The organism is Pseudomonas putida, assembly GCF_025905425.1.
In the GTDB taxonomy this organism is placed as follows: domain Bacteria; phylum Pseudomonadota; class Gammaproteobacteria; order Pseudomonadales; family Pseudomonadaceae; genus Aquipseudomonas; species Aquipseudomonas putida_AF.
The window spans coordinates 1,940,489-1,965,971 of sequence record NZ_CP109603.1; the positions used below are offsets into that span (position 1 = coordinate 1,940,489).

The 25,483-nt window shown below is 54.6% G+C and carries 22 protein-coding genes and 2 pseudogenes; 13 read left to right on the plus strand and 11 right to left on the minus strand.

What is annotated here, in order from left to right; translation table 11 throughout:
* The first annotated feature begins 16 nt into the window (after positions 1-16).
* From OGV19_RS08655 to OGV19_RS08695, 9 genes and pseudogenes are all read left to right on the plus strand, one after another.
* Positions 17-1,624, plus strand: a complete 1,608-nt coding sequence (locus tag OGV19_RS08655; RefSeq protein WP_264313006.1) for a DUF1302 family protein — start codon at positions 17-19, stop codon at positions 1,622-1,624.
* A gap of 19 nt (positions 1,625-1,643) precedes the next feature.
* Positions 1,644-2,912 carry a DUF1329 domain-containing protein gene (locus OGV19_RS08660; protein WP_264313007.1) on the plus strand — a complete coding sequence of 423 codons (1,269 nt, stop codon included), beginning with the start codon at positions 1,644-1,646 and terminating at the stop codon, positions 2,910-2,912.
* Positions 2,913-3,016: 104 nt separating this feature from the next.
* Entirely contained in the window at positions 3,017-4,123 is a 1,107-nt protein-coding gene (locus OGV19_RS08665) for an alcohol dehydrogenase catalytic domain-containing protein (protein WP_264313008.1), read from the plus strand.
* A gap of 71 nt (positions 4,124-4,194) precedes the next feature.
* The gene (locus OGV19_RS08670; RefSeq protein WP_264313009.1) at positions 4,195-4,758 is read left to right on the plus strand and encodes a cupin domain-containing protein; all 564 of its coding nucleotides are present in this window, start codon (positions 4,195-4,197) and stop codon (positions 4,756-4,758) included.
* Positions 4,759-5,139: 381 nt separating this feature from the next.
* The gene (locus OGV19_RS08675; RefSeq protein WP_264313010.1) at positions 5,140-6,141 is read left to right on the plus strand and encodes an AraC family transcriptional regulator; all 1,002 of its coding nucleotides are present in this window, start codon (positions 5,140-5,142) and stop codon (positions 6,139-6,141) included.
* Between the two features lie 148 nt (positions 6,142-6,289).
* The gene (locus tag OGV19_RS08680) at positions 6,290-7,624 is read left to right on the plus strand and encodes an aromatic ring-hydroxylating dioxygenase subunit alpha (RefSeq protein ID WP_264313011.1); all 1,335 of its coding nucleotides are present in this window, start codon (positions 6,290-6,292) and stop codon (positions 7,622-7,624) included.
* A gap of 58 nt (positions 7,625-7,682) precedes the next feature.
* The gene (locus OGV19_RS08685) at positions 7,683-8,546 is read left to right on the plus strand and encodes an alpha/beta fold hydrolase (RefSeq protein WP_264313012.1); all 864 of its coding nucleotides are present in this window, start codon (positions 7,683-7,685) and stop codon (positions 8,544-8,546) included.
* Positions 8,547-8,740: 194 nt separating this feature from the next.
* Positions 8,741-8,887 (plus strand): annotated as a pseudogene (locus OGV19_RS08690) (amidase family protein); the annotation flags it as partial.
* Between the two features lie 287 nt (positions 8,888-9,174).
* Positions 9,175-9,435 (plus strand): hypothetical protein, encoded by a 261-nt coding sequence (locus OGV19_RS08695; RefSeq protein ID WP_264313915.1) that lies wholly within the window; start codon positions 9,175-9,177, stop codon positions 9,433-9,435.
* A 476-nt stretch (positions 9,436-9,911) separates the two neighbouring features.
* On the opposite strand, the gene OGV19_RS08705 is transcribed toward OGV19_RS08695, so the two are convergent.
* The 9 genes and pseudogenes from OGV19_RS08705 to OGV19_RS08745 all read right to left on the minus strand — a co-directional run bounded on the left by OGV19_RS08705 (position 9,912) and on the right by OGV19_RS08745 (position 19,563).
* A complete protein-coding gene (locus OGV19_RS08705; protein ID WP_264313013.1) occupies positions 9,912-11,225 on the minus strand; it encodes an alginate export family protein in 1,314 nt (437 codons plus the stop codon).
* A 146-nt stretch (positions 11,226-11,371) separates the two neighbouring features.
* Entirely contained in the window at positions 11,372-11,848 is a 477-nt protein-coding gene (locus tag OGV19_RS08710; RefSeq protein ID WP_264313014.1) for a c-type cytochrome, read from the minus strand.
* A 280-nt stretch (positions 11,849-12,128) separates the two neighbouring features.
* A pseudogene (locus tag OGV19_RS08715) lies at positions 12,129-13,088 on the minus strand (IS5 family transposase).
* Positions 13,089-13,172: 84 nt separating this feature from the next.
* On the minus strand, positions 13,173-14,144 hold the full coding sequence (locus OGV19_RS08720) for an XdhC family protein (RefSeq protein WP_264313015.1): 972 nt from the start codon (positions 14,142-14,144) through the stop codon (positions 13,173-13,175).
* Between the two features lie 30 nt (positions 14,145-14,174).
* Positions 14,175-16,352, minus strand: coding sequence for a xanthine dehydrogenase family protein molybdopterin-binding subunit (locus OGV19_RS08725; protein WP_264313016.1), 2,178 nt, complete (start codon positions 16,350-16,352; stop codon positions 14,175-14,177).
* Entirely contained in the window at positions 16,349-16,822 is a 474-nt protein-coding gene (locus OGV19_RS08730) for a (2Fe-2S)-binding protein (RefSeq protein ID WP_413470132.1), read from the minus strand. Before OGV19_RS08730 ends, OGV19_RS08725 begins: the two co-directional genes overlap by 4 nt.
* Positions 16,823-16,902: 80 nt before the next feature.
* A complete protein-coding gene (locus OGV19_RS08735; RefSeq protein ID WP_264313018.1) occupies positions 16,903-17,853 on the minus strand; it encodes a PDR/VanB family oxidoreductase in 951 nt (316 codons plus the stop codon).
* A gap of 208 nt (positions 17,854-18,061) precedes the next feature.
* Entirely contained in the window at positions 18,062-18,457 is a 396-nt protein-coding gene (locus OGV19_RS08740; RefSeq protein ID WP_264313019.1) for a hypothetical protein, read from the minus strand.
* Between the two features lie 2 nt (positions 18,458-18,459).
* Positions 18,460-19,563 carry a Rieske 2Fe-2S domain-containing protein gene (locus tag OGV19_RS08745; protein WP_264313020.1) on the minus strand — a complete coding sequence of 368 codons (1,104 nt, stop codon included), beginning with the start codon at positions 19,561-19,563 and terminating at the stop codon, positions 18,460-18,462.
* A 427-nt stretch (positions 19,564-19,990) separates the two neighbouring features.
* Here OGV19_RS08745 and OGV19_RS08750 point away from each other — a divergent pair, with 427 nt between their 5' ends.
* The 4 genes from OGV19_RS08750 (at position 19,991) to OGV19_RS08765 (ending at position 23,999) form a co-directional block, all read left to right on the plus strand.
* The gene (locus OGV19_RS08750) at positions 19,991-21,019 is read left to right on the plus strand and encodes a ring-hydroxylating dioxygenase ferredoxin reductase family protein (protein WP_264313021.1); all 1,029 of its coding nucleotides are present in this window, start codon (positions 19,991-19,993) and stop codon (positions 21,017-21,019) included.
* Positions 21,020-21,029: 10 nt separating this feature from the next.
* Positions 21,030-22,355 carry a zinc-binding metallopeptidase family protein gene (locus tag OGV19_RS08755; protein WP_264313022.1) on the plus strand — a complete coding sequence of 442 codons (1,326 nt, stop codon included), beginning with the start codon at positions 21,030-21,032 and terminating at the stop codon, positions 22,353-22,355.
* 48 nt (positions 22,356-22,403) lie between these two features.
* The gene (locus OGV19_RS08760; RefSeq protein WP_264313023.1) at positions 22,404-23,522 is read left to right on the plus strand and encodes an S-(hydroxymethyl)glutathione dehydrogenase/class III alcohol dehydrogenase; all 1,119 of its coding nucleotides are present in this window, start codon (positions 22,404-22,406) and stop codon (positions 23,520-23,522) included.
* A gap of 93 nt (positions 23,523-23,615) precedes the next feature.
* Positions 23,616-23,999: a VOC family protein gene (locus OGV19_RS08765; protein WP_264313024.1), complete on the plus strand. Its 384-nt coding sequence runs from the start codon at positions 23,616-23,618 to the stop codon at positions 23,997-23,999.
* 111 nt (positions 24,000-24,110) lie between these two features.
* Here OGV19_RS08765 and OGV19_RS08770 read toward each other — a convergent pair whose 3' ends face one another.
* Both OGV19_RS08770 and OGV19_RS08775 read right to left on the minus strand, forming a co-directional pair.
* Positions 24,111-24,695 (minus strand): nucleotidyltransferase family protein, encoded by a 585-nt coding sequence (locus OGV19_RS08770; RefSeq protein ID WP_264313025.1) that lies wholly within the window; start codon positions 24,693-24,695, stop codon positions 24,111-24,113.
* 553 nt (positions 24,696-25,248) lie between these two features.
* Complete coding sequence (locus OGV19_RS08775; RefSeq protein ID WP_264313026.1) at positions 25,249-25,479, minus strand: integrase; 231 nt, start codon at positions 25,477-25,479, stop codon at positions 25,249-25,251.
* Positions 25,480-25,483: the final 4 nt, after the last annotated feature.

Below are 25,483 nucleotides of genomic sequence, written 5' to 3' on the forward strand. Positions count from 1 at the left end.
TCCCCTGGGAGATAACATGAATAACAACAGCATCCCGGGTGCGCTCCCGCACACCCCGCTCAGAAAACTCGTCCTGACGATAGGCCTGACGACGCTGGCCACGCCATTGTTAGCCGACGAAAGTCTCAAGTTCGACGGCTACCTACGCCAGGAAATGTCCTGGAACATGAGGAATTGGCAAGACACCCCCGGCTACGACGACAAGGGAAAACTGTCAATGGCGCGCAGCACAGCGCGCCTTAATTTGGAATGGCAGGCCACCGAAGATGTTGCGCTAGTGGCCAAGCTGCGCGCGTCGCGCGAGGTCAAGACCAATTTTCTTGACCATCTGGAGGACATGGGGGCCAACAACTACCACGAGTCGGATGGTAAGGGTGACATCATGGATCTCTACAACCAGAACGAGATCCGCGAGCTGTATGTCGATTTTCCGGTGGGTGAGCGCACCAGATTGCGTCTTGGCAAGCAACAGATCGCTTGGGGCGAGACCGACTTTTTTGCAGCCAACGACCTGGTGCACGGGTTTGACAACACCTGGCGTAGCTTCCTCGAACCCGCCAACGAGGAACTGCGCAAAACCAACATCATGGCCAAGATGAATATCGACGTTCCAGAACTGGACGGCGGTATCGAGCTGTTCGTACGACCGGGCTGGGACCGCAAAAAAGATATCGGCACTGAGCTGGATATCTACGGCGGACGCTGGTCGAGCCAGCCTTATGCCGGAGTCGATTTCCGCAATATCGATCCCTATAACTTTGAGAACAAGGAGGGCGACTATCGCGATGTCACTGGCGGTATTCGCTGGAGCGGCCTGAAGGGCGACACCAACTATTCGTTGTCCTACTTGAGAACTTTTTACCCTTCGCCGATCCTCAACGCTTCCAACAATCTCGCACTTATCGGCCAGCCGAATGTGCCGTCTGGCGCGACCACCAAAGGTGCCGATCAGACTCGTGGAGTGGCTGGCGAGATCATCTACCCGATGGTCGATATCTTCGGCTTCACCGCCAGCCGTTACTCCGACTGGGCAGACGCAGTGCTCAGCACCGAAGTCGGTTATATCAAGGACGCTCCCTACCAGGTCGATTCACCGACTCCGACCTTGCTCAGCCAGTTTATTGCCCCCGGATATGACGGCTACACCAACAAAAACGTGGTGGCAATGATGTTGCGCATGGACAAAAACATTGCCGCTACCCAGTCCTGGTTGGGTACAGAAAAGCCGATGTTTTTCTCCGTCCAGCTGTTCGACAAGTGGGTGCAGAACTTCGACAAGGACGACGGGCTGCTTTACAGCGTTGGCTGGGGAGGGAAGGTTAAAGAACACTCGGTACTGGCGACCACCATTTTCGACCTCAGCTACAACAACGGCCGTGTGCGTCCACAGCTGGTGCTGGGGGCTGACCTGAGCAACGGCGGCGGTTTCGCAGTGCCCTCAATCACTGTGGAGCTATCCAGCAAGGTGCGCTGGAAAGTCGAGTACGACGCGTTCTGGGACGACGCACATCGCGACAGTTCAAAGTGCAGCCAAGGACAAATGAACGACTGCGATAACACCACGCTGTTCGGTTACTTCCATAACCGCGATCAGCTCTACACCAGCCTGACTTACTTGTTCTGACCTTCAGGAGAAACTCACCATGAGTGCATCATATTTCGCCCTGCGCCATACTCTGGCAGCGGGTGTTGTTACGGTCGCCGCCGGTCTTTCATCCTTCGCTATTGCGGCGGAGCTGCCGGTAGGTACGGTGATTTCTGCAGCCAACATTGACCAGGTGAAGAGCGACACGTTTGAAGGTCATGGCATTGCCAGTCTGCTGACCGAAAAAATGGAATGGCGGATTCGCAATAGTGGCTGGAAATTGCCGCTGGCCAAATCGAAGGAAATAGCGCTCGACCCTCGTTGGGTTAAAGCTTCACAGGCCAACTCGGGCAAGGCAACGATCAACAAGCAGGAATGTCGGGTGGATGGCTGGGGCGCGGGTGAACCCTTTCCGAATATCGACGTGAAAGATCCGCAAGTCGCCGAGAAGCTCATATGGAACTGGCACCTGGGGCAACTGCTTGGTGATGTTTCGCAGGTGCCATTATTTACTCAACTGCTGATCGACGGCAAAAAAGGCATCCATGCCAGCCCGGTTGCAGAGTTTACTCGCTATCGTATGAAGGGGCGTCTGACTAGCGACAGTACGGTTGAAGGCGACGGCAGTGAGCGTGGTCGTCAATTGCTGTATTTCAAATCGCCTTCGGACATGAAAGGGGTAGGCACCTTTACCGCTATGTACGATTCGGAAAAGGTCAATGACGTCTGGGCATACATCCCCGCTGTACGTCGGGTACGCCGACTTTCCGGGGGCGCCTGGATGGACCCGGTCGGTTCGTCCGACCAGTTGCAAGACGATCTGGATATCTTCAACGCTCGGCCATGCTGGTACCCGGAGTACAAGCTGCTCGGCAAGCGTTGGATTCTCGCAGTGGCCAACAGCAAAACCGGATTGTGGAAACCTGATGGCAAGACATTTGCGGAGAAGTACCCGGTCCTGGAAGAAACACCACCTTACTGGAACATGAACAACAATAACTTTGAGCCACGCGAAGTCTATGTGATCGAGGCGACGACTCCGTCTGCCCATCCCTACAGCAAAAAAGTGATGTACATGGACGTCAAGTTTCCACGTTTTTATTACGCAGAAGCTTATGACCGCAAAGGTGAGTTCTGGAAATTCATGGAGATCCAGTCCTATTCCAATCCCGCCGATGGTGATCTGCGCAGTGCAAGTGTCGCGGTCATCGATTTCCAGCGCAATCACGCCACTCTTTCCTTGATCGACAGTGCGACCTGGAAAACCAACTTCCCGGCCAAGCCCAGTGATTTTTCCCTGCAAACCTTGCAAGCGGCGGGGCGTTAGCAGCGCGCCGGTCAAAAGGGTCCCCAGTGCTGCGCTGGGGACCACACCCGCATCGCTATCGAGGCGGACATGAATGAACCCAGTGTTAATCAGAGGACAATGAGATGACTACAATGAAAGCGGCCCGGTTGCACGAGATCGGTGGAAAATTCACCATCGACGAGATGCCTCGGCCGGAGCCCGGTGCTCACGATGTTCTGGTGAAGGTCGAGGCCAGTGGCTTGATCCCGAACCTGAAGAACGTCACCACGCATTTTCCCGAGTGGTATCCATTTCTGCCGTTGCCGGCTTTGCCCGCTATCTTCGGGTTGGATTCCGTTGGTACCGTGGCCGCGGTTGGTTCTGAGGTTACATCTTTCAAACCTGGCGAACGGGTATATGTAAACCCTGGTGTGGGCTGCGGCGAATGCCGTCACTGCAAACAAGGTGAAGCACCACGTTGTGAGGCTTACACCTTCATGGGGTACTTCGGCTTCGGTGCCGACTCGCGTGCAATCTTTGAGAAATACCCCTATGCCGGTTATGGCCAGTACATGACCGCGCCAGTCACCAATCTCGTACGGTTGCCGCAGTGCCTGAGTTTTGCCCAGGCGTCCCGCTTCGGCTATCTCGGTACGGCTTATTCGGCGATCCGAAAATCAATGCTGCGCCCCGGGCAGAGCATTCTCATTCTAGGTGCCAGCGGCACCCTTGGAGTGGGCGCAACGTTGCTCGCATTGGCCTTCGGTGCAGCTCAGGTGGTGGTCGCTGCCCGTGACAGCGTGGCACTGGAGCGACTCAAACAACTGGCGCCTGGACGTATCGAGACGATACGGATCGGTGGCGATTCAATTCATGAGGAGGTACTTCGCAAGGTCCCAGGGGGTGTCGATGTCATGCTCGATACCCTGGGTGCGAAAGCGCCGGCGCAGTTGTCGGTAGACGCCATGCAATCAGTGGGGCGAGGCGGTCGCATTATCCAGATTGGTGGTGTCGCTGGGCCGATTCCCATCGACCCGCATCCCTTCATGTGCGCTCAATTGCAATACATCGGCTCGTTGTGGTTCACCACCTCCGAGGGCGATGAAATGGCGAGAATGATCGACTCTGGCATGCTTGATTTGTCATGGCTGGAGGAGCGGGCGTATCCGCTTGAGAGGCTCAATGAAGCACTTGAGGATATCCAGACGCAGGCGAGTGGTTTCACTAACTTCCACATCGTCCACGACTGACGCCCTGATTCGCGCTGCGTCTGACCTGGTTGGTCGCAGTGCGCCCGTTCATTGATTCGGAAGCATTCTCCATGACAACAACCCGTATCGTAACTGGCCATGATGAATCCGGCCGCTCGCAGATAATCAGCTGTGGCCCGTTAGCTGGAAGTGAAGAGTTCACCCATTCTCGCGGGTTCAGCGCCGCCGTTGTCTGGCGCACCGCCCCCGTCCCGGAGCTGATCAACCAGCCTTTGGATCCCGCGCCAGGGATGGTCTCGGTGGTACCTGCACCGGGCGGTACCAGCGTATTGCTGGTCACTTTTCCTCCGGACAGTCTCGCTGGTGGAGTCAATTACGATCCGGTCGCCGCCGCTGAAGAACTGTGCTCACGCCTTCCGGGTCTGGGTGAATGTTTTGAAGCAGATCATCCTGGTTTCCATCGCACTGACACCATCGATTATGGTGTGGTGCTCGAAGGCGAAATTACCCTTGAGCTCGACGAAGGATGTACCCGTCAGTTGAAGCAGGGAGACCTTGTGGTGCAGATGGGTACACGCCATGCCTGGCGTAATACCAGTAACAAACCAGCTCGGTTACTGTTTGTGTTGGTTGGCGCGAAGCGTAAGCAGCTGCGCGGGTTTGAGGTTTGGTGAAGCCAGGCAGGCAGGTCGCTCATTGCGCATCAGTGAGACGGCCTGCCATCTATCTAGTAATCACCTATCAGCAACTACATGGGCATGTTCTTTGCTTCGCTCTCTGAACAGGCTAGTTTCACCGATCAGGTGTTACCGAAGCACTGTATTTACAGCGTTTGAATCAGCAATGAATCGCAGGTTGTTACCAGCGTACGCATTGATGTGCCACTGCTGTCCATGATTTTGACTCCGCATATGTGGCAAAGGGCCAGAACGGTGGTGCGGTAAGAACTGTATTCATTACAAAAATAAGCTCGGACGTTTGATTCGGGTGTCGTATCGTGCGTGATTAACAGTCCTTCTCCAGTCGTATCCGGGAGGAGGGAGAGGTAAGCAGAGATGGAAAGCTTGGTTTTTTCTAAAGTGACACCGCCAGAGATTGTGCTGTCACATTTCGAGGTTTGCCATACACGGGACTTGGAGGAAGCGCGTAAATGCTGCGAGCAGATTTTTTGTGAAAATCGCCTCAATAGCCTGGACACCAAAAGCCCCGTCGATGCCCATATCTATTACCGAGGATTGGAAGGGATAGGCTTCAGTCGTCTAAGCTTCGGCGGTGACGTAGTCATCGAGCCGAGCGTGCTCGATACCTTTTACCTGGTTCAAATGCCGATACGCGGAGAAGAGCGGATCGACTATGGCAACGAGAAGGTGCTTTCTGACTCAAGCACCGGTTCGATACTCAATGCTCATGCGCCATTTCGAATAATCCATTCCAATGGCACGGAAAAACTGATGATGCGAGTGGACCGCAGCCTGCTCGAGCGCTATTGCCAGCAGCACTTGGGGCGCACTTTGCGTAAGGCAATCGAGTTCCAAACGGCCATGCCGCTGGACACTGTGCCTGGCCGTCTTTGGATGCGTATGGTTGGCTGGGTCTACGACAGCCTGTCTTCCAATGATGGGCCACTGCCTCCAATGCTCTATGCACAGTTCGAACATACCGTTGTATCCATGTTGCTGTCCTGCCAGCCTCATAACTACAGCGCGGAACTCTGCGTGGATGAGCCTTCGATCGCACCAGCATTTGTAAAGCGTGTCGAGCGCTACATCGAGGAGCACGCACACGAGCCAATCTCCATCGTCGAAATGGCCGAGCATGCCGGTGTGAGTAGCCGTTCGCTGTTCACTGGTTTCCGGCGTTTCCGCAACACCTCGCCGATGCTTTATCTGAAGGAAGTGCGTCTTCGCTATGTGCATGAAGAGTTGAAAAAGCTGAGTACTGGTACCGCCACAGTGACCTCTGTCGCTTACAAATGGGGGTTCAGTCACCTCGGTCACTTCACCACTGACTACAAGCGCCGCTTCGGCGAAAGCCCCTCAGAAACCCTGGCGCGCTAAGAGTCTTTGCCCCTACACGCACTTTCTGCGCTACCGGGATAATGCACTCAGCCAAAGGAGCGTCAATTGTCTGCCAGCTTCCTAGGATGACCTTTAAGCGCGCCGCTTCATGCGGCGCTGTTCTCAGTCAGCTTATCGGGAGTTCCCCATGTCCGAGCAACCCATTATCCGCCGTCGTGTGGTCAAGAGTGGCATCAGCGATGCCCGCACCAACAACGCCAAGACCCAGAGCCAATATCAGCCGTACAAGGATGCCGCTTGGGGGTTCATCAATCATTGGTATCCAGCACTGTTCACCAATGAACTGCTCGAGGACCAGGTACAGGGAATTCAGATCTGCGGTATCCCGATCGTCCTGCGCCGTGTCGATGGAAAAGTCTTCGCCCTGAAAGACCAATGCTTGCATCGGGGGGTGCGTCTTTCAGAGAAACCTACTTGTTTTAGCAAGAGCACAATCTCCTGTTGGTACCACGGATTTACCTTCGATCTGGCCAGCGGCAAGCTGGTGACTATCGTTGCCAACCCGGAAGATAAACTGATCGGTACCACCGGGATTACTTCTTATCCGGTGCATGAGATCAACGGAATGATTTTTGTTTTCGTCCGGGAGGATAACTTTCCTGACGAGGATGTACCTCCATTGGCGCACGATCTGCCGTTCCGTTTTCCTGAAAGCTCCGAACGTTTTCCTCATCCATTGTGGCCAACTTCTCCAGGCGTACTGGATGACAATGCGGTAGTACTGGGCATGCACCGCACGGGATTCGGGGACTGGCGAATTGCCTGTGAAAACGGCTTCGACAATGCACACATTCTGGTGCACAAGGACAACACCATCGTCCATGCCATGGATTGGGTATTGCCGCTGGGCCTGCTGCCAACCAGTGATGACTGCATCGAAGTGGTCGAGGACGAAAATGGTCCGAAGGGCATGATGCAGTGGCTGTTTACCGATAAGTGGGCACCGGTGCTGGAAAACCAACAATTGGGCCTTAAGGTGGAGGGCCTCAATGGCCGAGCTTACCGTACCTCGGTGGTGTTGCCGGGTGTGTTGATGGTGGAGAACTGGCCGGGTGAGCATATGACTCAGTACGAGTGGTATGTACCAATCACTGATGACACTCACGAGTACTGGGAAATCATAGTGCGCGTCTGTGATACCCCCCAAGAGCGTGAGAAGCATCAGTATCGCTATGACAACGTATACAAGCCACTGTGCCTACACGGCTTCAATGATTGCGACGTCTATGCCCGCGAAGCCATGCAGAACTTCTACAGTGACGGTACAGGCTGGGACGACGAGCAATTGGTGTCCACAGACATTTCGCCGATCACCTGGCGTAAGTTGGCTTCGCGCTGGAATCGCGGAATTGCCAAGCCAGGACGTGGAGTGGCGGGCGCGATAAAAGATACAAGCCTGATTTTCAAACAAACAGCCGACGGCCACCGCCCAGGCTACAAGACCCGAAAAATCGAAGACTGACCGCAGCTCGTTCGGTACGCGTGCGTGTACCGAACGCTTTTCAGAGAGGAAATCCTTTATGGAGAATTCATTCGAACCTCATAGCAGGTTCGTTTCGATCGAAGGCGTTCGCTTGCACTACAGCATGATTGAGGGGCCGGAGGACAACCTGCCGATAATTTTTACTCATGGCGGCGGTCCTGGCAGCAGTGCCTGGAGTAACTTCCACCTCAGTGCCAAGGCTTTCTCTGAGCGTTATCATTGCTACTACCTCGATCTTGCGCAGTTCGGTGGTTCCGATATGGTGCCGATCGAAGGTCCGATGTTCAGCTGGCACGCCGACAAATTGCTCGGGTTCATGGATGCCTTGGGTATTCGCCAGGCCCACCTGGTCAACCAGTCGTTCGGCGGCTGTGTCGCGATCCGCTTCGCCGCCGACCATCCAGAGAGGGTTGGCCGTTTGCTGCTGATCGGCTCCCAGCCAGTGGAGCGGGGCGTTATGCAACCGTTACCGTTATTTAGCAAGCACGCTGCCAACCTGATGTCCGATTACTATTTTGCCGATAGCGGGCCAAGCCTAGAGAAGATGCGTACGCTGATCCGTCGCTACGAATTGCACGACGATGAGCGTCTCGATGCAAAAACGCTACTTCTGCGTTATGAGGCGAGTTGCAATCCGGCCTACCGCGAACTGTTGCAGAGACCCGGTTCATTTGGTGTATGGGAGAACCTGATGCCGGTATTCGCGCAGGTCAAGGCGCCGACCTTGATCCTCTGGGGATTACACGACTGGTTCGGCGGCATTGACGTGCCGATGTTGATGGTGAACCAGTTTGCCGATGCGCGTCTGCACGTTATGGGTAATGCTGCTCATCACCTGCAAAGCGAACACCCGGCCGAGTTTAGTTCACTGGCCCTAACCTTCCTCGGCGGCTATCAATGACTGGCAGTAGCGAGTTGCACTACCTGGAGATGCATGAGTTGTCCTTACTCACCCGCACTGTAAAGGTATCTCCGATACAAGTCGCCGAAGCTCAATCGGCGCGTATCGAAAAGCTCGACGGTGAATTGCCCGGCTAACCTCGAGTAACACCAGAGCGAGCTTTGGAACAGGCTCGAAAAACAGAGCATGAGCTGATGCGCGGAAAGTGTAGTGGTCCGCTTCACGGTATCCTGATTGCTCTGAAGAATCTGCTTCACACCACCGGTATTTCAACTTCGGCTGGGATGCCGACCCATCTTGATTTCATCCCGAAGGAAGATGCAACTGCCGTTGCACGCCTGCATGAAGCTGGTTGTGTGATGCTGGGTAAATTGCAGATGACAGAGGGTGCTTTGCTATCCATCACCCTGGTCTGTCCACGCCCATCAATCCACGGAATGCAGCGCACTGAGCTGGAGCTTCGTCCAGTGGCAGCGGCGTTGTTGCTACGGATCTTTGTTCCGGTTCTCGGTACTGACATAAGGGGCGATGTTTTTCCCTTTGCGGCCAACGAGTTGACTTGTCTGAATTCGACCTGGGGCGAGTCAGTAGGCATAGAGGCTTCGAGCTCGCCGCAAGCCTCGACCATGTGGGCCTCATGGCGTGCAGTGTACGAGATGTACTATCTTTTTTATCGACGATTGCAGGCCATTCTCCCAAGGATCCGACATTGTTGCCCAGTGTCTGCTTGGAGACCCCGGGGATCGACGATAGCTTTCGCGGCCTGCGTCTCGGGGATGATGAGACCTGGCTCAGCGATGGCTTGGACCCGGTCATTTGTGATGGTGGCGGGACGCTGCATCGACTGCATCGATGGCGATCAGCAGCAATTGGGAGGCGCACTCGGTGAGCGATCCTGAACGTGCGAAAGAATATGGGCAGGCGTTGAGTCGCTTGATTGAGATTGGTAGAGCCCTTAGCGGTATGGATTAACAGCGTATTTTACTCTACGGCCAACGCTTCAACGGCGAGCTCTGTTCCATTCAATGTCAGTGGTCACCTGTGTCTCAGTCTACCATGCGGTTTTACGGGAGCCGGCCTACCAATAGGCTGTCAGTTTATCGCTGGAAAGGGCGCTTAAACGATCCTCCACTGCGTCGGTATGGTCTTGCAGAAGTTTTCACTGATTGGCACAAGCGGCACCCGCTGCTCCCTTAACACCCGCCAATTCCATCATTTCCAACGAAGTCCACTCCGCGCTTGCCTGATTGGCGCTCCCTACTCATAAAAGCTCAAAAAAAAAGGCCGCGGGTTAGCGGCCAAAATAGCGTTGAGGAGCAATGAGTCTCAACGCCAGGAACCAAGTGTTGCGGTGCTATCAGCTACTCAGAATTTAACGTTGATGTAAGTCTCAAACAGTTGCGAAGTTTCATCGTCACCAAAAGCTTGCTTCGCACCGTCGTCAGGCTGGGCGATACCATAGAGAGCACCGACCGTTATCTTGGGTGTTACCAGCCAATCAACGTTCAGGTTTAACTCTTTGGCGAAGTCTTTGCTAGTGACGCCTTCAGGTGCTTTGGCGTAGCTGAAGTCGTAGGCAGTTATTCCAACCATCAGGGCTTCGGTCGGGTACGCCGCCAGTTTAAGCATGTCGACTTTTTGGTTGACGTTGAACAGCATGGACTCACCCACGATCTCGCCTTGGAACCAGGTTCCCCAATCGCCACCGTAGCCATAGAGCAGAGAGTCGTAATCGTCAGAGAACACGGCATGGCGATATGTCAGTACTGGTGTCCAGGGCGCATCGCTAAAGGTGTAGCTGCCCTGTACATACCAGGCTTCTCCACTTTTGTCCGCTTCGCCACCACGTTGCCAAACATACTCTGCGGCAAGCGTCACCTGCGGTAATGACTGGATCGGACTGCCAGAAGCGCGCACGTCGTAGACATTCATTCCGTCACGCAGCGGGTTGTCGGCATCCAGGGTGTGGAAGGCGGTAGCCCCGAGAGTGCCGTAAGTCTTGTCGCGCCATTCAATGTTACCGCCGCGTACGCGAACCTTTTCCTTGTAGTCGATGACGTCCAGATCCATCCGTGCAGAAAGGTCGAAGAGGTCGACGTGGAGATTGTCGCTATCGAGTTGAGCCAGGATGGTGTTGTCAAACGCCTTATAGGGGGCCAACCAGTAACCTCCGTCGTTACCCTGATCCAGATGACCTTCGCCGATCAGGAAGCCGTTACCGATCATGAAGGCTTGGCGTCCGAAACTGAGCTTGATGGCATCCTCACCCAAGCCGGAAAATACGGATCCGCTTTTCCAACCAAGGTAAGCCTCATCGAGATCGCTCGACTCAGGATCATCAGGGGTCAAGCCAGCGCCGTCACTATCTCCGCGGGTAAAACTGGTCACGCCGCTCACGCCGCCGTAAAAGGAGCCCGCGCCAAGCACGGGAGCATTGAATTCTAGGCCAGGTTTGACGAAGTATTCGAAACGACTGCCATCACGTTCGACTGGCAGGCCGAGGAGGCTGAGATTAGAACCAAATGCCTGGTCCTTGTTATTGATATAGGCAGCTCCGGCCTCTAGCTTAGGGGTGAATTGAATGCCTCCGAGTTCAACGCCTTCCAATGCAAAAATATTACTCAGTGGCATGATTGAGAGCAGAAAGGTGCCGATTGCATTTCTAGAAACAAGATGCATTGTTGCCTCGCTATTATTTTATTTATTACGAAGAGTTTATGGCGCACCTTCGACAACATGCGCGTTGTGGGGCAGTCTCAAGTTTAAGAAAGCTAGCTCTTTGGATTTTTATTTTCGAAACGTAATGGCGGTGTTCTCGCTCCAGGCTATTCAAGTGTTTGTAAATAAGTAATCAGATCGCTGCGTATCTTGGCGTCGCTAATACCTGGCGCGAACATCTTGGTCCCTTTCACGGCTTTTTGCGGGTTCTGGATAAATGCATCGAGCTCGGCTTCGTTCCAGACTCGCTGGCTATCACGCATCGCACTGGAGTAAGTGAAGTTCGCCAGAGTGCCTGCTTTACGGCCAAAAACACCTGCAAGATCCGGCCCCATTGCCGAAGGTTTACCGGAAACGTGGCATGCCCCGCAGCGTTGGTTGAACACAGCACTACCGGGCGGAACATCCTGAGCAAAAGTTGGCTCCCCCAGCAAAAAAGCCATGATGACAGGCAGGTACATCCATAACCTGGATTTTTTTAGCTGTTTGCTATCAATTCGCTGGATATCACGTAATGCAACTGATGAAAGGCCAACAGTATTAATCACGGGATTTCGACAATCAACTAAACTCTGGTCGAACATGAGGGGCTCCCAAAAGGCTGACAGGGCAAACGTGTTGCTCTGCTACAGGTACAGTTATCCTAGAAGGCGTAGCTTTGTCTGACGCTCCCTGTGCCGAACTCATTATCCCGGTAATGCAGTAAATACTTTCCTTAGGATGGTTTGAAATAGCCACGTGTTTCTGACTGGCTTCAGCGACCGCTGATTTTTGAACGCGGTCAATCGATCCAAAACACTTAAATCATCCGCGCTTCCCTATCTTTTTCGCCGGCGCAAGTACTTCGCGGCAGCCATTCTGGCATTACAGACGCATCTCTCCTACGGTCGCCAGCAATTGCTGGCGGGCCATCCACAGGTTCGATAGGGCGAACAAGGTGATCATCTGCGCCGTATTCTTGGTCAAGCCACGGAAGCGCACCTTGGTGTAGCCAAACTGCCGATTGATCCCCCGAAAAGGATGTTCGACTTTCGCCCGTACCTGCACTTTGGCGCGCTCGATCTTGCGGATCGCCTTGTACAAGGTACTGCGCTTGTCCTGTTTCTTATAGATGCTGCGCCGGGCCGCGATCTGCCAGATGACCTGACGTCCAGCACGCTCTTCACGCTTCTCGACCCCGGTGTAGCCCGTATCGGCACAGACTACGTTTTCCTCGCCATGCAGCAGTTTATCGACTTGGGTGATATCCGCGACATTCGCCGCTGTGACCACCAGGCTATGTGCAAAGTCCGATTCATCGTCGGCGCCAATGTGGGCTTTCGCGCCGAAGTAGTACTGGTTCCCCTTCTCTGTTTGATGCATCTACGGGTCACGCTTTTACCGTCTCTATTCTAGGTCGACCTGGGCGCATGAATCAGCGTGACATCGACGATGCTGCCTTGGCGCAGCGACAGGCCACGGTCACCCAAGTAGCCATTGATCACCGCCAGAATCATGCTGCCAATTCGTGTTTCTCCAGCAGGCGTCGGAAGTGAGGATGGTGCTTTCGTCGGGGAGGCGCTCCAGGCTCAGGCCGTCGAACTGGCGCAGGATGGTGGTCTCGTAGAGCGCTTCCTCCATCGCCGGATCGCTGTAGCCGAACCAGTTCTGCATCAGATGCACGCGCAGCATCGCTATCAACGGATACGCAGGACGGCCGCCTTCAACCTTCGGGTAATGTGGCTCGATCAGGGCAATCAAACCCGTCCATGGCACCACCTGATCCATCTTGATCAGGAACAACTCCTTGCGGGTCTGCTTGCGCTTGTCGGCGTCCGTTGTCACGGGACAGGCCCACGCTTTATCGGGAAACTCGGCAACGGGATTGGCGTATTTCACCAGATTCGGGAAGTCTTCTTCAGGGTTTCCTTAGATCTCTTCGCGGGCCAGACCGTTGCGCACTCGCAAGATATCAGCCAGTACGGCGAGGGCGATTTCCGCCGGGGTTTTACTGCCCAGGTTGAGGCCAATGGGCGCGACAATTCGTGCGAGGTCACTGTCGTCCAGGCCGGCAATCCGGCGCAGACGTTCAAATCGTTTGGCGGTGGTGGCCTTGGATCCCATCACGCCAATATAAAACGCCTGGGTACGCACCGCTTCGATCATGGCCAGATCATCGATCCGCGGATCATGTGTCAATGCCACCACCGCAGTGTCGGCATGACAACCGCCCAGACGGATCACTTCCGATGGTAACTGACGACGAATCTCCACCCCCGGTAACTCGACGCCTTGCAGCACTTCATCACGGGGATCGCAGAGCAGCACTTCGAAACCAAGGCTCTGGCCAAACTCGGCGCATACCTTTGCTACTGAAGAGTAACCCGCCAACAATAGACGCTGAGCCGCGCCTATTCGTAAGCGCAAAACATCGCCTTGGCGTTCCACTCGCTGCCCCTGAGAGGAGTCCGCTAAAATACGGCGTTCGCCGCCGGGGAGGGCGACTTCACGGATTAAACGGCGTTGTCCGGCCAAGGCGCTTTCCAGTTCACGCAGATGTGCCTGCACCTCGCAATCGGCCGCCAGGTTTTCCACCAACACTTCTAGTACACCACCACACGGCAACCGGATCTGTGAATGCGGGTCGCTACCATCGCCATAACGCAACAGGCTTATGGGCTCGGAAAAGGCGCTGGCGACCAGGCACTCAAGGAATTCATCCTCGACGCAGCCGCCGGACAGCGAACCGATCCATTCGCCATCGACATTGGCAGCCAACAGTGAACCTGGCGCGCGCGGAGCCGAGCCGTAAGTGGCCAGCACCGTGCACAGCCATACACGGCGGCCACTGTTGGACCATTCCAATGCTTTGCGGATGACCAACAAATCGAGGTGTTGCATCAGCATTCCTCCTCCAATTTGACGCACTCGCTACACATTGAGAGTGGCACTGACCGGAAGATCCCGGATGCGTTTTCCCGTTGCCGCAAAAATTGCATTGCACAAGGCTGGAGCCACAGGTGGACAGGCGACTTCACCTACACCGTAAGGACCTTCCTCATTGCTGACGATATGCACTGACACCTCGGGAGCCGCATCCATTCGCAATGCCGGGTAATTGTGAAAGTTGCTTTGCTGGACTCGTCCCTGGTCGAAGCTGATTCGCCCGTATAATGCACTACTCAGGGCATAAAGTACGGCACCTTCCACCTGCGATTTGACGCCATCGGGATTGACCACCCGACCGCAATCAATCACCACCGTGAATTTTTTGACTGACAGATGTCCGTCTTTCATGGTGACCTCGGCAACGGCGGCCACCTTGCTTTCAACGTAGGCGTGCGCGGCAATGCCCCGACCCGTTCCGGCCGGCACTCGTTCCTGCAGTCCTCCGGCCTTGGCGGCTTGCTGCAGTACATGGGCGAGCCTTGGGTCTTTGCCAATCATCTTCAGGCGAAAGCTCAACGGATCGACTTTTGCGCGCCGCGCCAACTCATCAACGAAGCACTCGATGGCGAAACAGTTGCTCACTTCCCCCGGTGCTCGCATCCAGGAAACGGTAGGACCGGTCTTCGGCTCGTGGATATCCAGTCTGAAATTAGGGATCTCGTAGGGGGTGTTGATCGCTCCGCCGACCGAAAGTGCATCGAAACCGCCGGCGTTCCAAGACACGAATTCGGTATCGTCAAGGATTGCCTGACTGACAATTCGGTGTCCCCAAGCAGTAATTGTTCCGGAAGGTTTGGTAATCGCGGACAGCCGATTAAACGTCATCGGCCGGTATTCGCCACCCTGGATATCATCCTCACGAGTCCAAATATTCTGGATAGGTGCATTGAGGTGCCGTGCCGCCTTCATGATCTGCGCAGTTTCGCCAACAAAGTCGCTCTTAGGACTGGCACGTCTGCCAAAGCCGCCGCCGCTGTGCATCGTATTCAGAGTGATTTTATCCTTCGCAACACCCAGAACTTCGGATGCAACTTTGTGATCCATGCTTTGATACTGGGTCCCCACCCAGATTTCGCAGCCATCCCCCTGCCACTGCATCGTGCAATTGAGCGGCTCCATAGGCGTATGAGTCAGATAGGCCATTGTGTAGTCCGCACTGTGGCTGAGGCCGGTCCCCTCCAGCAGCGGTTTTGTGTTGCCGCGCTCAAGAGCTACAATACCCGGTTTGCCCAGCGCAGCGTGATACTCGGCCTCCAGGGTTTTTGAAGACATCTCGGCGCGAGGCCCAAAATCCCACTCGATCTTCAGCAGTTCCCGGGCCTTTTTGGCCGCCCAGAAACCCTCGGCGATAACGGCCACCCCCTGTGGGATCTGAACGCAATCCTTGACGCCTGGAACCTTTCGGGCTTCTGCATCGTCGACGTGAACTGCTTTGCCACCCATAACCGGGCAACGTGCAACCACTGCAGTCAACAGACCCGGCAAACGTACGTCGATGCCGAAGATCGGCTGTCCGGTGATTTTTTCGATGCCTTCGACGCGGGGTATCGACTTGCCGATCAGTTTGAAGGCATCGGGAGATTTCAAGTGGATTTCCGCGGCCTGCGGTGTCGGCAACTTTGCGGCCTCAAGAACAAAGTCTCCAAAGGGGGCTTTGCGTCCGTCAGCGGCAAACACGTACCCGTTCGAGGTGTTGCACTTGTCCTCACTCAGTTGCCATGCCTTGGCGGCGGCACGAACAATCATGAGGCGGGCAACGGCGCCCGCCATACGCATAGGTTCGAAGAGATATCGCGTGCTGGAGCTTTGCGCGATCATCTGAATCCCGGGACCGAATACGTCAGGCGCCAATTGGTAATCATCGCCGGGGAGGGAGTGTTTGGTCGTGACGGTGGTCCAGTCGGCATCCAGTTCTTCAGCCAGCGCCTGGGCAAGGCAGGTATGGATACCTTGGCCAATTTCGGACTGGCCGACGGTGACGACGATCTTGCCATCGGTGGAAATTTCGACAAAGGCGTTTGGTTTGAAGCCGGTGTCGGCGCTGCTGCCGGGTACACCTGCCATGGCATCAGGGAACTTCAACGCGATCGCCAATCCGGCGGCAACGGTCCCTGTGGTCAAGAGGAAAGTGCGGCGAGAGAGGAGGGGCGACGTTTTCATGCTTTTTCTCCCTTGCGCAATTCAGCGGCAGCGGCTTTGATGGCCTTTCTGATACGTGGGTATGTGCCGCAGCGGCAAATGTTCCCCGACATTGCTGCATCGATTTCTTCGTCGGATGGGTCGGGAGTCTCTATGATCAGGCTCGCTGCTGACATGATCTGGCCAGGTTGGCAGTAGCCGCACTGAGCAACTTGATGCTCAACCCATACCTTGTTGAGCACTTCTCGTGGCCTGTCCGCCAGGCCCTCAATCGTAGTAATGTTGGCGCCTTCGACAGCCGCGATGGGAGTGATACAAGACCGTATTGCAGTCCCGTCTACGTGGACGGTGCAGGCACCGCACAAACCTGCACCGCAGCCGAACTTCGTCCCCCGCATATTCAAGGAGTCCCGAAGAATCCAAAGTAGAGGTGTCTGGTCATCAGCAGGGGTTAATTGGACCAGCTGACCGTTCAACGTAGCTTTCATGATTCGATCCTCACCTGGCTTCTTATTGTGATAAATCAGTTCTCGAATCTTAATTTGCTGCCTGGTTCATCTATAGCGTTTGTTTAAAGATCTAGCACCAGAAGCGGTGACTTCGAGCGCGAACAACAAGGTAGAAATTGATTGTTGGCAGCCTTTTCGTCGTCGCTCAAATAAAAGTCTTGGTGATCCGGTTCTCCGTAGAGGACCCGCGTTAGGCACATTCCGCAAACGCCTTCTCTGCAAGATGTGGGGATCTCCAGGCCCTCTGCCAGAAGTACCTGCAGCACCGTTTTGTCGTGGGGGATATCGATAACGCGGCCGTCACTGGACAATTTAACCTGAAAGGTGCGTGGGTCAACTGGCTGTACCGGACTCGCGGCAGCGAAGAACTCTCGGTGGATACAGTGGTCGTCCCAACCAGCTGCTTTCGCCGCTGCTAAAACGGCAATGATGAAACCGCCAGGACCACAGACGTATAGATGTTGTCCGGGCATCGGGTTGGCAAGAAGGGTAGCGAGGTCGATACGGGCCTCAGGGCCTGCATCATCAAAGTATAGATGGGTACTTTTGGTAAATTGTCCATCGCCCAGGCGCTCCCGGAATGCCATGCGGGCTTTATCCCTCGCACAATAATGCACCTCAAAGGATGCACCGCCAGCGGCCAGTGTTTCTGCCATCGACAAAATCGGCGTCACCCCGATGCCCCCGGCCAGCAGGATGGAATGTTTTGCGTCAGTGGATAGCGGGAAGTGATTTTTGGGTTCGCCAATCTCCAGCAGTTGCCCTTCTTCCAGGCGATGCATGGCCAGTGAGCCCCCGCGTGAATTCGGATCACGTAGTACCGCGATCAGATAACGGTGTGTGTCGCAGGAGCTGTTACACAATGAGTACTGGCGGACGATCCCGTCCTCGAGGTGGACATCAATATGCGCGCCAGCGGAAAACGCCGGCAGGTCGGCACCATCAAGGCGTGCAAGTTCAAATGCACAAATATCGGTCGCGACCTCAAATTTACGGACAATCTTGACTTGCATACAGCACCTCACAACAAACTCGAGCCGCTGGCTGCCCGTAACGAACAGGATTGCGAGAATACCTTGCGCTCGCGGCAATCGGCGTCGATATTAAGCTTCAACTAGTGGCGTCGCCTTACGTTAAATCGATACCGTCGATTTCGTTTGGCGACAGATAATTGTTATTGTTGCTCACGCCATTCATTCGGCTCGAATACATCTCCGCTATTTATGCGTGTAAATCTATGAGTTCCCGTTCAAAACGCTCAACTAGCGCGGGCATGTCATCGTCAAGAGTCCATTCGCTAAGTCGTACTTCTGGTGGGGCTTCGGTGTAGTCATCCCAGTCTGCGCTTAATCTACGAGCGGCATCGGCATGTTCAAATAGTGTTGAAAAAGTGTCGCGTTCTTCTTTGGTGTCGAACAAAACATGGGCAATGGCGGCATATTTTTCGTGTGGCGCGCTTCCATCCTCGCCAATTCTTTCAATCCATACCATTTTGGGTTGCAAGTTCAAGTCTCTTGCTGACAAGCCAATACCTAATGGCAGATGAATATTCCGATGGTAATCATAGTCGAATGTTCTATTTTTTGGGCGCGGGTACAAAAAAGAAAGGGAAAACATAATCAAGACTCCCGTGCGATTATCTTTGAGTCCCGCTCTTCACTTACGAGGCGGTCCAATATTTTACGGCCTTCAAGCTGAAGGCGGTCGCCGTTGAAAGAAGCATGAGGAACGGTGAATACATCAAGGTCGCCAACGGAAATTTGTTGCGCTTCTAATAAAATAACGTCTTGTTTGAAAACGTTTCTTGTTTCTTCTGCCAAGTGGGATAGGGTGTTTTCGTTGCCATAGTTAATGCCCACGGTGTAGAAGTAGTGGGATGACTTTTCTGTTTCCGGAATGGCGGCATGGAAGTCGTGAAACTCCACGGCTTTTGCTTGCGGTTGCCCCGCAGGTCTTAAAGAAATATGGAAGGTGGTGTAGCAGGGGGCATGCCAGCTCACTTCCATTGTGAAATCTAGTGGTCCCGTCCAGGATTCCTTATTGAGAGCCTGCGCCATCATCATGGGCCACAGCGGCGCGCCCTCGTCGCCCAAGCTGTCTGCGTGAGTGCGGAAATGAATCGAGCGCTCCTTGATCTCGTAAGTTAAACCACGATCCATTGGTTCGCTCCCAGGTTGGGCATTTCTATAGAAATGCACTTCCTCCCCACCAAATGACTCAGGATGGACGAATTCAGCATGAGTGATATCAAACAGGTTGTCGTTCAGTAGGCGGTAATTTGCGCGCATCGATTCGAAGAGCCCGGTGCAGCTGCGTATTTCGGAATTCGTATCAAGCAAAGCGAGACTACTTGGGATGGTACTTTCGTCCACAGCTAGTTCCGGCTCGCCCATCCAGATCCAGATAAATCCATGGCGTTCGCACACAGGGTAACTGCGTACGATCGCTTTGGGTGAGATGACCGCTTGGCCCGGTACATGCGTGCATCGACCATGGGTTCCGAAGCGGGCGCCGTGATAACGGCACTGGATAGTTTCCCCAACAACTTTTCCCAGTGACAGAGGGGCCTGGCGGTGAATACAGGCATCATGGACTGCTGCGTACTGACCGCTCTCGGTTTGGAATAACGCAATCTTATGACTCAGAATCGTGCGAGCCACTACATGGCCGTCGGCCAACTCTTTCGGCGTGGCGGCTACGTACCACGAGTTATACAAAAACATGCTGGCTCTCCTCTTTATTATTAGCGCTTCACATGGCGACCAATTGTTTGCCGACTCCTAAATGTCAGCGTCTTCCTCGACAAGGTTTTGTTTGCCGAAGGCGATCTTCCGGTCATGCGCGTGAAATGATCATAGAAAGCGGTCGATGAGGTGGCACTCCCATGGGGTACCAGCTTATCCCGATAGCGCAAAATCCTGCTCCAGTGCCGGGTCTTACGGGTAGCTGCTTGGCCTCTATTAAGCGGACCGCTTCCGGACAGGATTTTGCGCTGCTGGGATAAGCCCGTAATCCATGGGAGTGCTGTGATTCAGCGGAATTTTTAAGATCGGGTCATGAGCATAGCGACCGGAAAAGTATCTCTGCGTCGGCTCGACCACGTCAGCTACGGGCGCTGATAATAGATGTCCGATTTGGAGTCGCCACGTTATGAAAGAGCAGATTCATCAAGTCACGCTGAACTTCGCCGATGGCGTCAGTCGCAGTTTCGATGTTGCAGCGAAAAGTACCATTCTCGACGCTGCTCTCGCAGCTGACGTCCCTCTGCTATATCAGTGTCAGTCGGGTAGCTGTTCCAGCTGCATCGCACAATTGTCTGAAGGTGATGCAGTCACTCGTGCGGGAGCCAGTTCGACTCTCCTGGCGAGCGAGTATACAGCTGGCCAGCGCCTGCTCTGCGTATGCCAGGCACGATCGGACTGTACTTTCGAACTGGGCTACAGCAGTGAAGTCGGCTCCAGTGTGGCAAAAGAGGTACACGCGTTCGTAGATTCGGTCGATCGGATTGCTAGCAATGTGATGCGTCTGTCGCTGGAACTGGCTGACGGCGAATGGCTCGATTTCCGTCCTGGTCAATTCGTTCAGGTCGAGGTGCCAGGTTTTGGCGTGGTGCGCAGTTATTCGCCGTCCAGCACCCTCAGCAATATGCCAAAACTTGAACTGCTAGTCCGTCTCCTGCCGGGCGGCGCTATGTCGAGCTACTTGGAGGAGCGAGCGCAAGTGGAGGACGTGTTGACCCTTAGCGGACCTTACGGCGCCTTTTTCCTGCGTGAGGAAAAACGGCGTGCTCCGCACATTTTTATTGCCGGTGGTACTGGCCTAGCACCGATCTTGTCGATGATTGACGCCCTGCACCAGGGCAGTGGGCGAAAACCACCGATGTTGTTGAATTTTGGCTGTGCCACACCTGATGCGCTGTTCTGCCTCGACGAAATTGAACTTCGTCAGCAGTGGTTACCGAGTCTCGAAGCACGCATTTGCGTTGACCGCGAGCCGGAGCCAGGAATGCATCAAGGCAGCCCTGTAAGCGCCTTGTGCGAAGGCGACGTAAACAGTGCAGATACCGTCGCTTATCTATGCGGCCCTCAACCGATGATCAATGCTGCCACGACACGTCTGATAGAGCTGGGCGTCGACCCTGCGAACATCTTCAGTGAACTTTTTGTCGCCAGCCACTAAGGAGCATTCCATGCAACTGACCAAGCCTGCGCCGTTTTCGCCGGAACAGATGAAATGGTACGAACAAGCTTGCGCAAAGATTGATCCACAGCGCCTGCAAAATCTTCTACTGGCAATCACTGACATTCACAGTCCCACTGGCGCGGCGCGTGCGGCTAGTGAACACATGGTCGGCTACCTCAAGAAGATCGGGATGGAAGCGCGCTATCAACCGATGGGCTTCTCCAGCGGCAATGTGCTAGGTGAGTTGCGAGGGAGTGGTGGCGGTGCCGCGGTGCTGCTTTATGCACCGATTGACACCCACTTGGAGGGAGACAGTTCTGAGAAGCTGCTTACCGGCGGTTCCTATGAGGCAGATATGCGACCTTCTGCACAGAAGGTCGACGACTGGGTTTTCGGCCTCGGTTCCTCCAACCCCAAAGCGATGGTCGCCACCCTTACAGAAGTCGCTACGGCGTTGATTGAAGCCGAGGTGCCATTGATTGGTGACCTTCTCGTCGGTATGGCTGACGGGGGGATGCCAGTGGATCTGTCCGCACGCCAGCATGCTGGAATGTCCAACGGGGTGGTCCATATGCTGAGTCGGGGTGCTGCACCGGATTTTGCGGTGGTTATGAAACCATGGAACTGGGTTTACCATGAAGAACCTGGCATGGGTTGGTTCAAACTGCGCGTTCACGGCACCCTAGGTTATGCCGGAGTGCCGCGCGGTACACCTGGATTCCGTAGTTCGGTCGTCCCGGCTGCGACAGTCATCCAGGACCTTGAACAGTGGATTATCGACTACGCCGAGCACAATACCTCTGGGCAGATAAAGCCTCACGGCTGGATTGCCGGTGTGCGTGGCGGCGATCCGGAGCGCCCGGCATTTCCATCGGCGGTCACCGAGATTTTCTTCGACGTGCGGATCAATCCGCGGACTAGTCCAGCAGCCGTTAAGGCTCAATTTGGGGCGTTTGTCCGTGAGTTAGAGGCACAGCGACCAGAGTTAGTCCTCGACTGGGAAATGTACGGATCAGTGCCAGGCGGTACCACAGATCCGCAGAACTGGATCATCCAGTCGTGCCTGCGTGGTTGGGAACATATCGAGCGTCGCCCGCATGGAGTGCCTGATTTGCTGGGTGGGCAAACTGACGGTGCGGCGTTGCGTCGATTTGGTATTCCCACGGCGAGAATCGGCTGGCCGTGGCCCGCCGATGGGGCGCCACTGGCCGTCACTGAGGGGCTTGGCGGGATGGGCGCAACTTACATTCCTGATCTGATCCCCTGTGCGAAAAAGATCATGTACGCACTGATCGATACCTTGACCCGGTCGCGCCACGAGCTGGGGCTTTAACCGGGCCTCTTCTTCGCACAGCAACATTTGTAATAAGGAATTAAGATAATGATCAAATCACGCGCCGCCGTAGCCTTCGCGGCCAACCAACCACTGCAAATCGTTGAAGTGGATGTTGAACCACCGAAGGCTGGAGAGGTTCTGGTTCGTGTCGTTGCCACAGGGGTATGTCATACCGATGCCTATACTCTTTCAGGAAATGACTCTGAAGGTATTTTCCCCTGCATCCTGGGGCACGAGGGTGGAGGAATTGTCGAAGCGATAGGTGAGGGCGTGACTTCGCTCGCGGTAGGCGATCACGTCATTCCGCTCTATACCGCCGAATGTGGTCAGTGCAAATACTGCACTTCAGGGAAGACCAATTTGTGCCAGGCGGTCCGTGCCACCCAAGGCAAAGGGGTGATGCCGGACGGTACCACTCGATTTTCCTACCAGGGGCAGCCGATTTACCACTACATGGGCTGCTCGACCTTCTCCGAATTCACAGTCCTGCCGGAAATTTCCCTCGCGAAAATCCCCAAGGATGCTCCGCTGGAGAAAGCCTGTCTGCTTGGATGCGGCGTCACCACTGGCATTGGTGCAGTGCTCAATACCGCCAAGGTGGAGGAGGGGGCCACCGTCGCCATTTTCGGACTCGGTGGCATCGGTCTGGCAGCGATCATCGGTGCCAGGATGGCGAAGGCCGGCCGGATTATTGTAATCGACATCAACCCGGCCAAGTTCGATATAGCCCGCGAGTTGGGTGCCACCGATTTCGTTAACCCAAAGGAGCAATCCAAACCCATACAGGATGTCATTGTGGAGATGACCGACGGTGGTGTGGACTACTCCTTTGAGTGTGTAGGTAATGTGCAATTGATGCGCGCGGCGCTGGAGTGCTGTCACAAAGGCTGGGGCGAATCGACCATTATCGGTGTGGCCGGTGCTGGCCAGGAAATCTCCACGCGCCCATTTCAGCTGGTCACCGGACGCGTCTGGCGTGGCTCTGCCTTCGGTGGAGTCAAAGGTCGTACAGAGTTGCCGAGCTATGTCGAGAAGGCGCAGAACGGTGAAATTCCGCTGGATACCTTCATTACCCATAACCTGCCGCTAGAAGCCATTAACCAGGCCTTCGAGTTGATGCACGCAGGCAAAAGCATCCGCACAGTCATTCATTTCGATTGCTAAGTCAGCAGATCTAGCGATGAATCGCCAGGGCGAACGTGCCCTGGCAACACTGCAACGCAAACCCACCTCGTTTCTATCAAAGAGAGCTATAAAATGAGTGTCTTTACTCACGTTACAGTTGGCACCAACGACTTGAACAAAGCCCGCAGCTTCTACGACAACGTACTAGGTAAGCTTGGCCAGAAACGTATCGCTGATCTCGGAGACAATGGTTCTATCTGGGGCGAGAACGCACCGTCTTTCTTCGTCATGAAGCCAGCTAACGGTGCGCCTGCCAGTGTTGGCAATGGTGTCACTGTCAGTTTCGAAGCACCAAGCCGTGCTGCAATCGACGCTTTCCACGCCGCTGCATTGGCCGCTGGCGGCACGTGCGAAGGCTTGCCAGGCCTACGTGGTTGGGCTCCGAATGCCTATGCTGCGTATGCCCGTGATCTGGACGGAAACAAACTAGCGGCCTATTGCTTCAAGCCCGCTTGAGTTTAGAACGGGGCCGGCTTTCTCGGTCGGCCTCACCTAGGATCTTTATATCCATCAGACTATCAATCGCCTAGTAGAATCCTACTGTCGTTATCAGTAGAGGATTATTACTCATTTATTGCGGGATTTAAGTATCTCTTCAGCCTGTGTCAAGTCCTCCACTGTGTCGATATCTAAGACGATTCCTTGATCGTCCAAGAGCAGCATTAGGGCAGTACCCGCCTGTTGATATTTCTTCACAATAGAGGCTGCCCCCGAATCACCTCGAAGCGCTATTAATGCATCGAAGCACTCTGGACCAAAGCCGACAGGATGCCCCCACTGTCCACACCAAACGGGCGCCACCACCGGACATGAGGCTAAGTTCTGGGCCACTTGCAGCAAACTATTTGCAGTGGCCAACGGTAAATCCCCTGGCAGAATGAGCCACCCATTTGCGTGTTCCGTCGCTCTCACGCCTCGTGAAATAGACTCACCCATACCAACAACCTCACCAGCTACTTGGTGCACGATGTGATAAGGAAGTTTAGAGTCGGCCGCGGTGCGCAGTACACGATCCAAGACTGGAATGCCGTTCAGCGGGGCTTCAAGCTTGTGTGTGTCGCCTCCAGACTGAAGAAAACGACTTCCCAATCCCGCAGCCAGAATAATGATCGTAGGCGACTGAGTAGGTAGCGTAACTTGGGGCGTTTTCATATTATTTCACCGTTGTGCACCCGCTAGGCGGAGTAGTTCAGTCGTGTGGAAAATGTCTGGTGTTATCGAAAAGATCTCGTGAAATTTAACTGTGAGCGGCAAATTTAACCCACTGCACTGCACTAACTTGGCACTAGCGCAACTACGCCAGAGCGGGAGGCTAGGTGCAGCTGCGATGATACTGGGCGTTGAGTATCTTATCTATGTCGATGCTCTGGAGGCTAGGCACCCAGTAACGAATATATACCACCCCAGAAAGACGCCCCCTTTTGACTTGCGATCAGTGCGACGCGCTGTCCGGGACGAACCATTTGAGGGGGCTAGCGAACTAACCAGTTTGCGGTCTCCGGGTTTAATAATCGAGTGCGCACCTATTGAAAGCCGTGGTGAATGGGTCAAGAATCAAGACTATCCCAGTTTCTGGGATGATTAAAACCCCTTTCACTTCAACGGTTCGGAAGCCAGAAGCGAGCCTCGTTCCCTTCTAGAAGTCATTTCCATCTGCCCCATGCTACTGTCAGGTCGATTTGCAACTTGACAGTGCATAGCAAGCTCACTCCTCCATAAGCTGTTTTCGTTTCTCCAGCCGGTCGCCCCTTCGGTACGCTGCTTCTGTCGCACTACTGATTTTATGCGCCAGGGCCATCTCCGGAACGATGTTCGCGAAGAGGGTTGTCTCGGCGGCCCAGTCTCTGAAGCTTGAACGAAAGCCATGCATGGTGATGACTTCGCCAGCTTCGTTGCGCCAGCCTGGCCCGTCATTCTTCAGCGATATCTCATCCATGCCT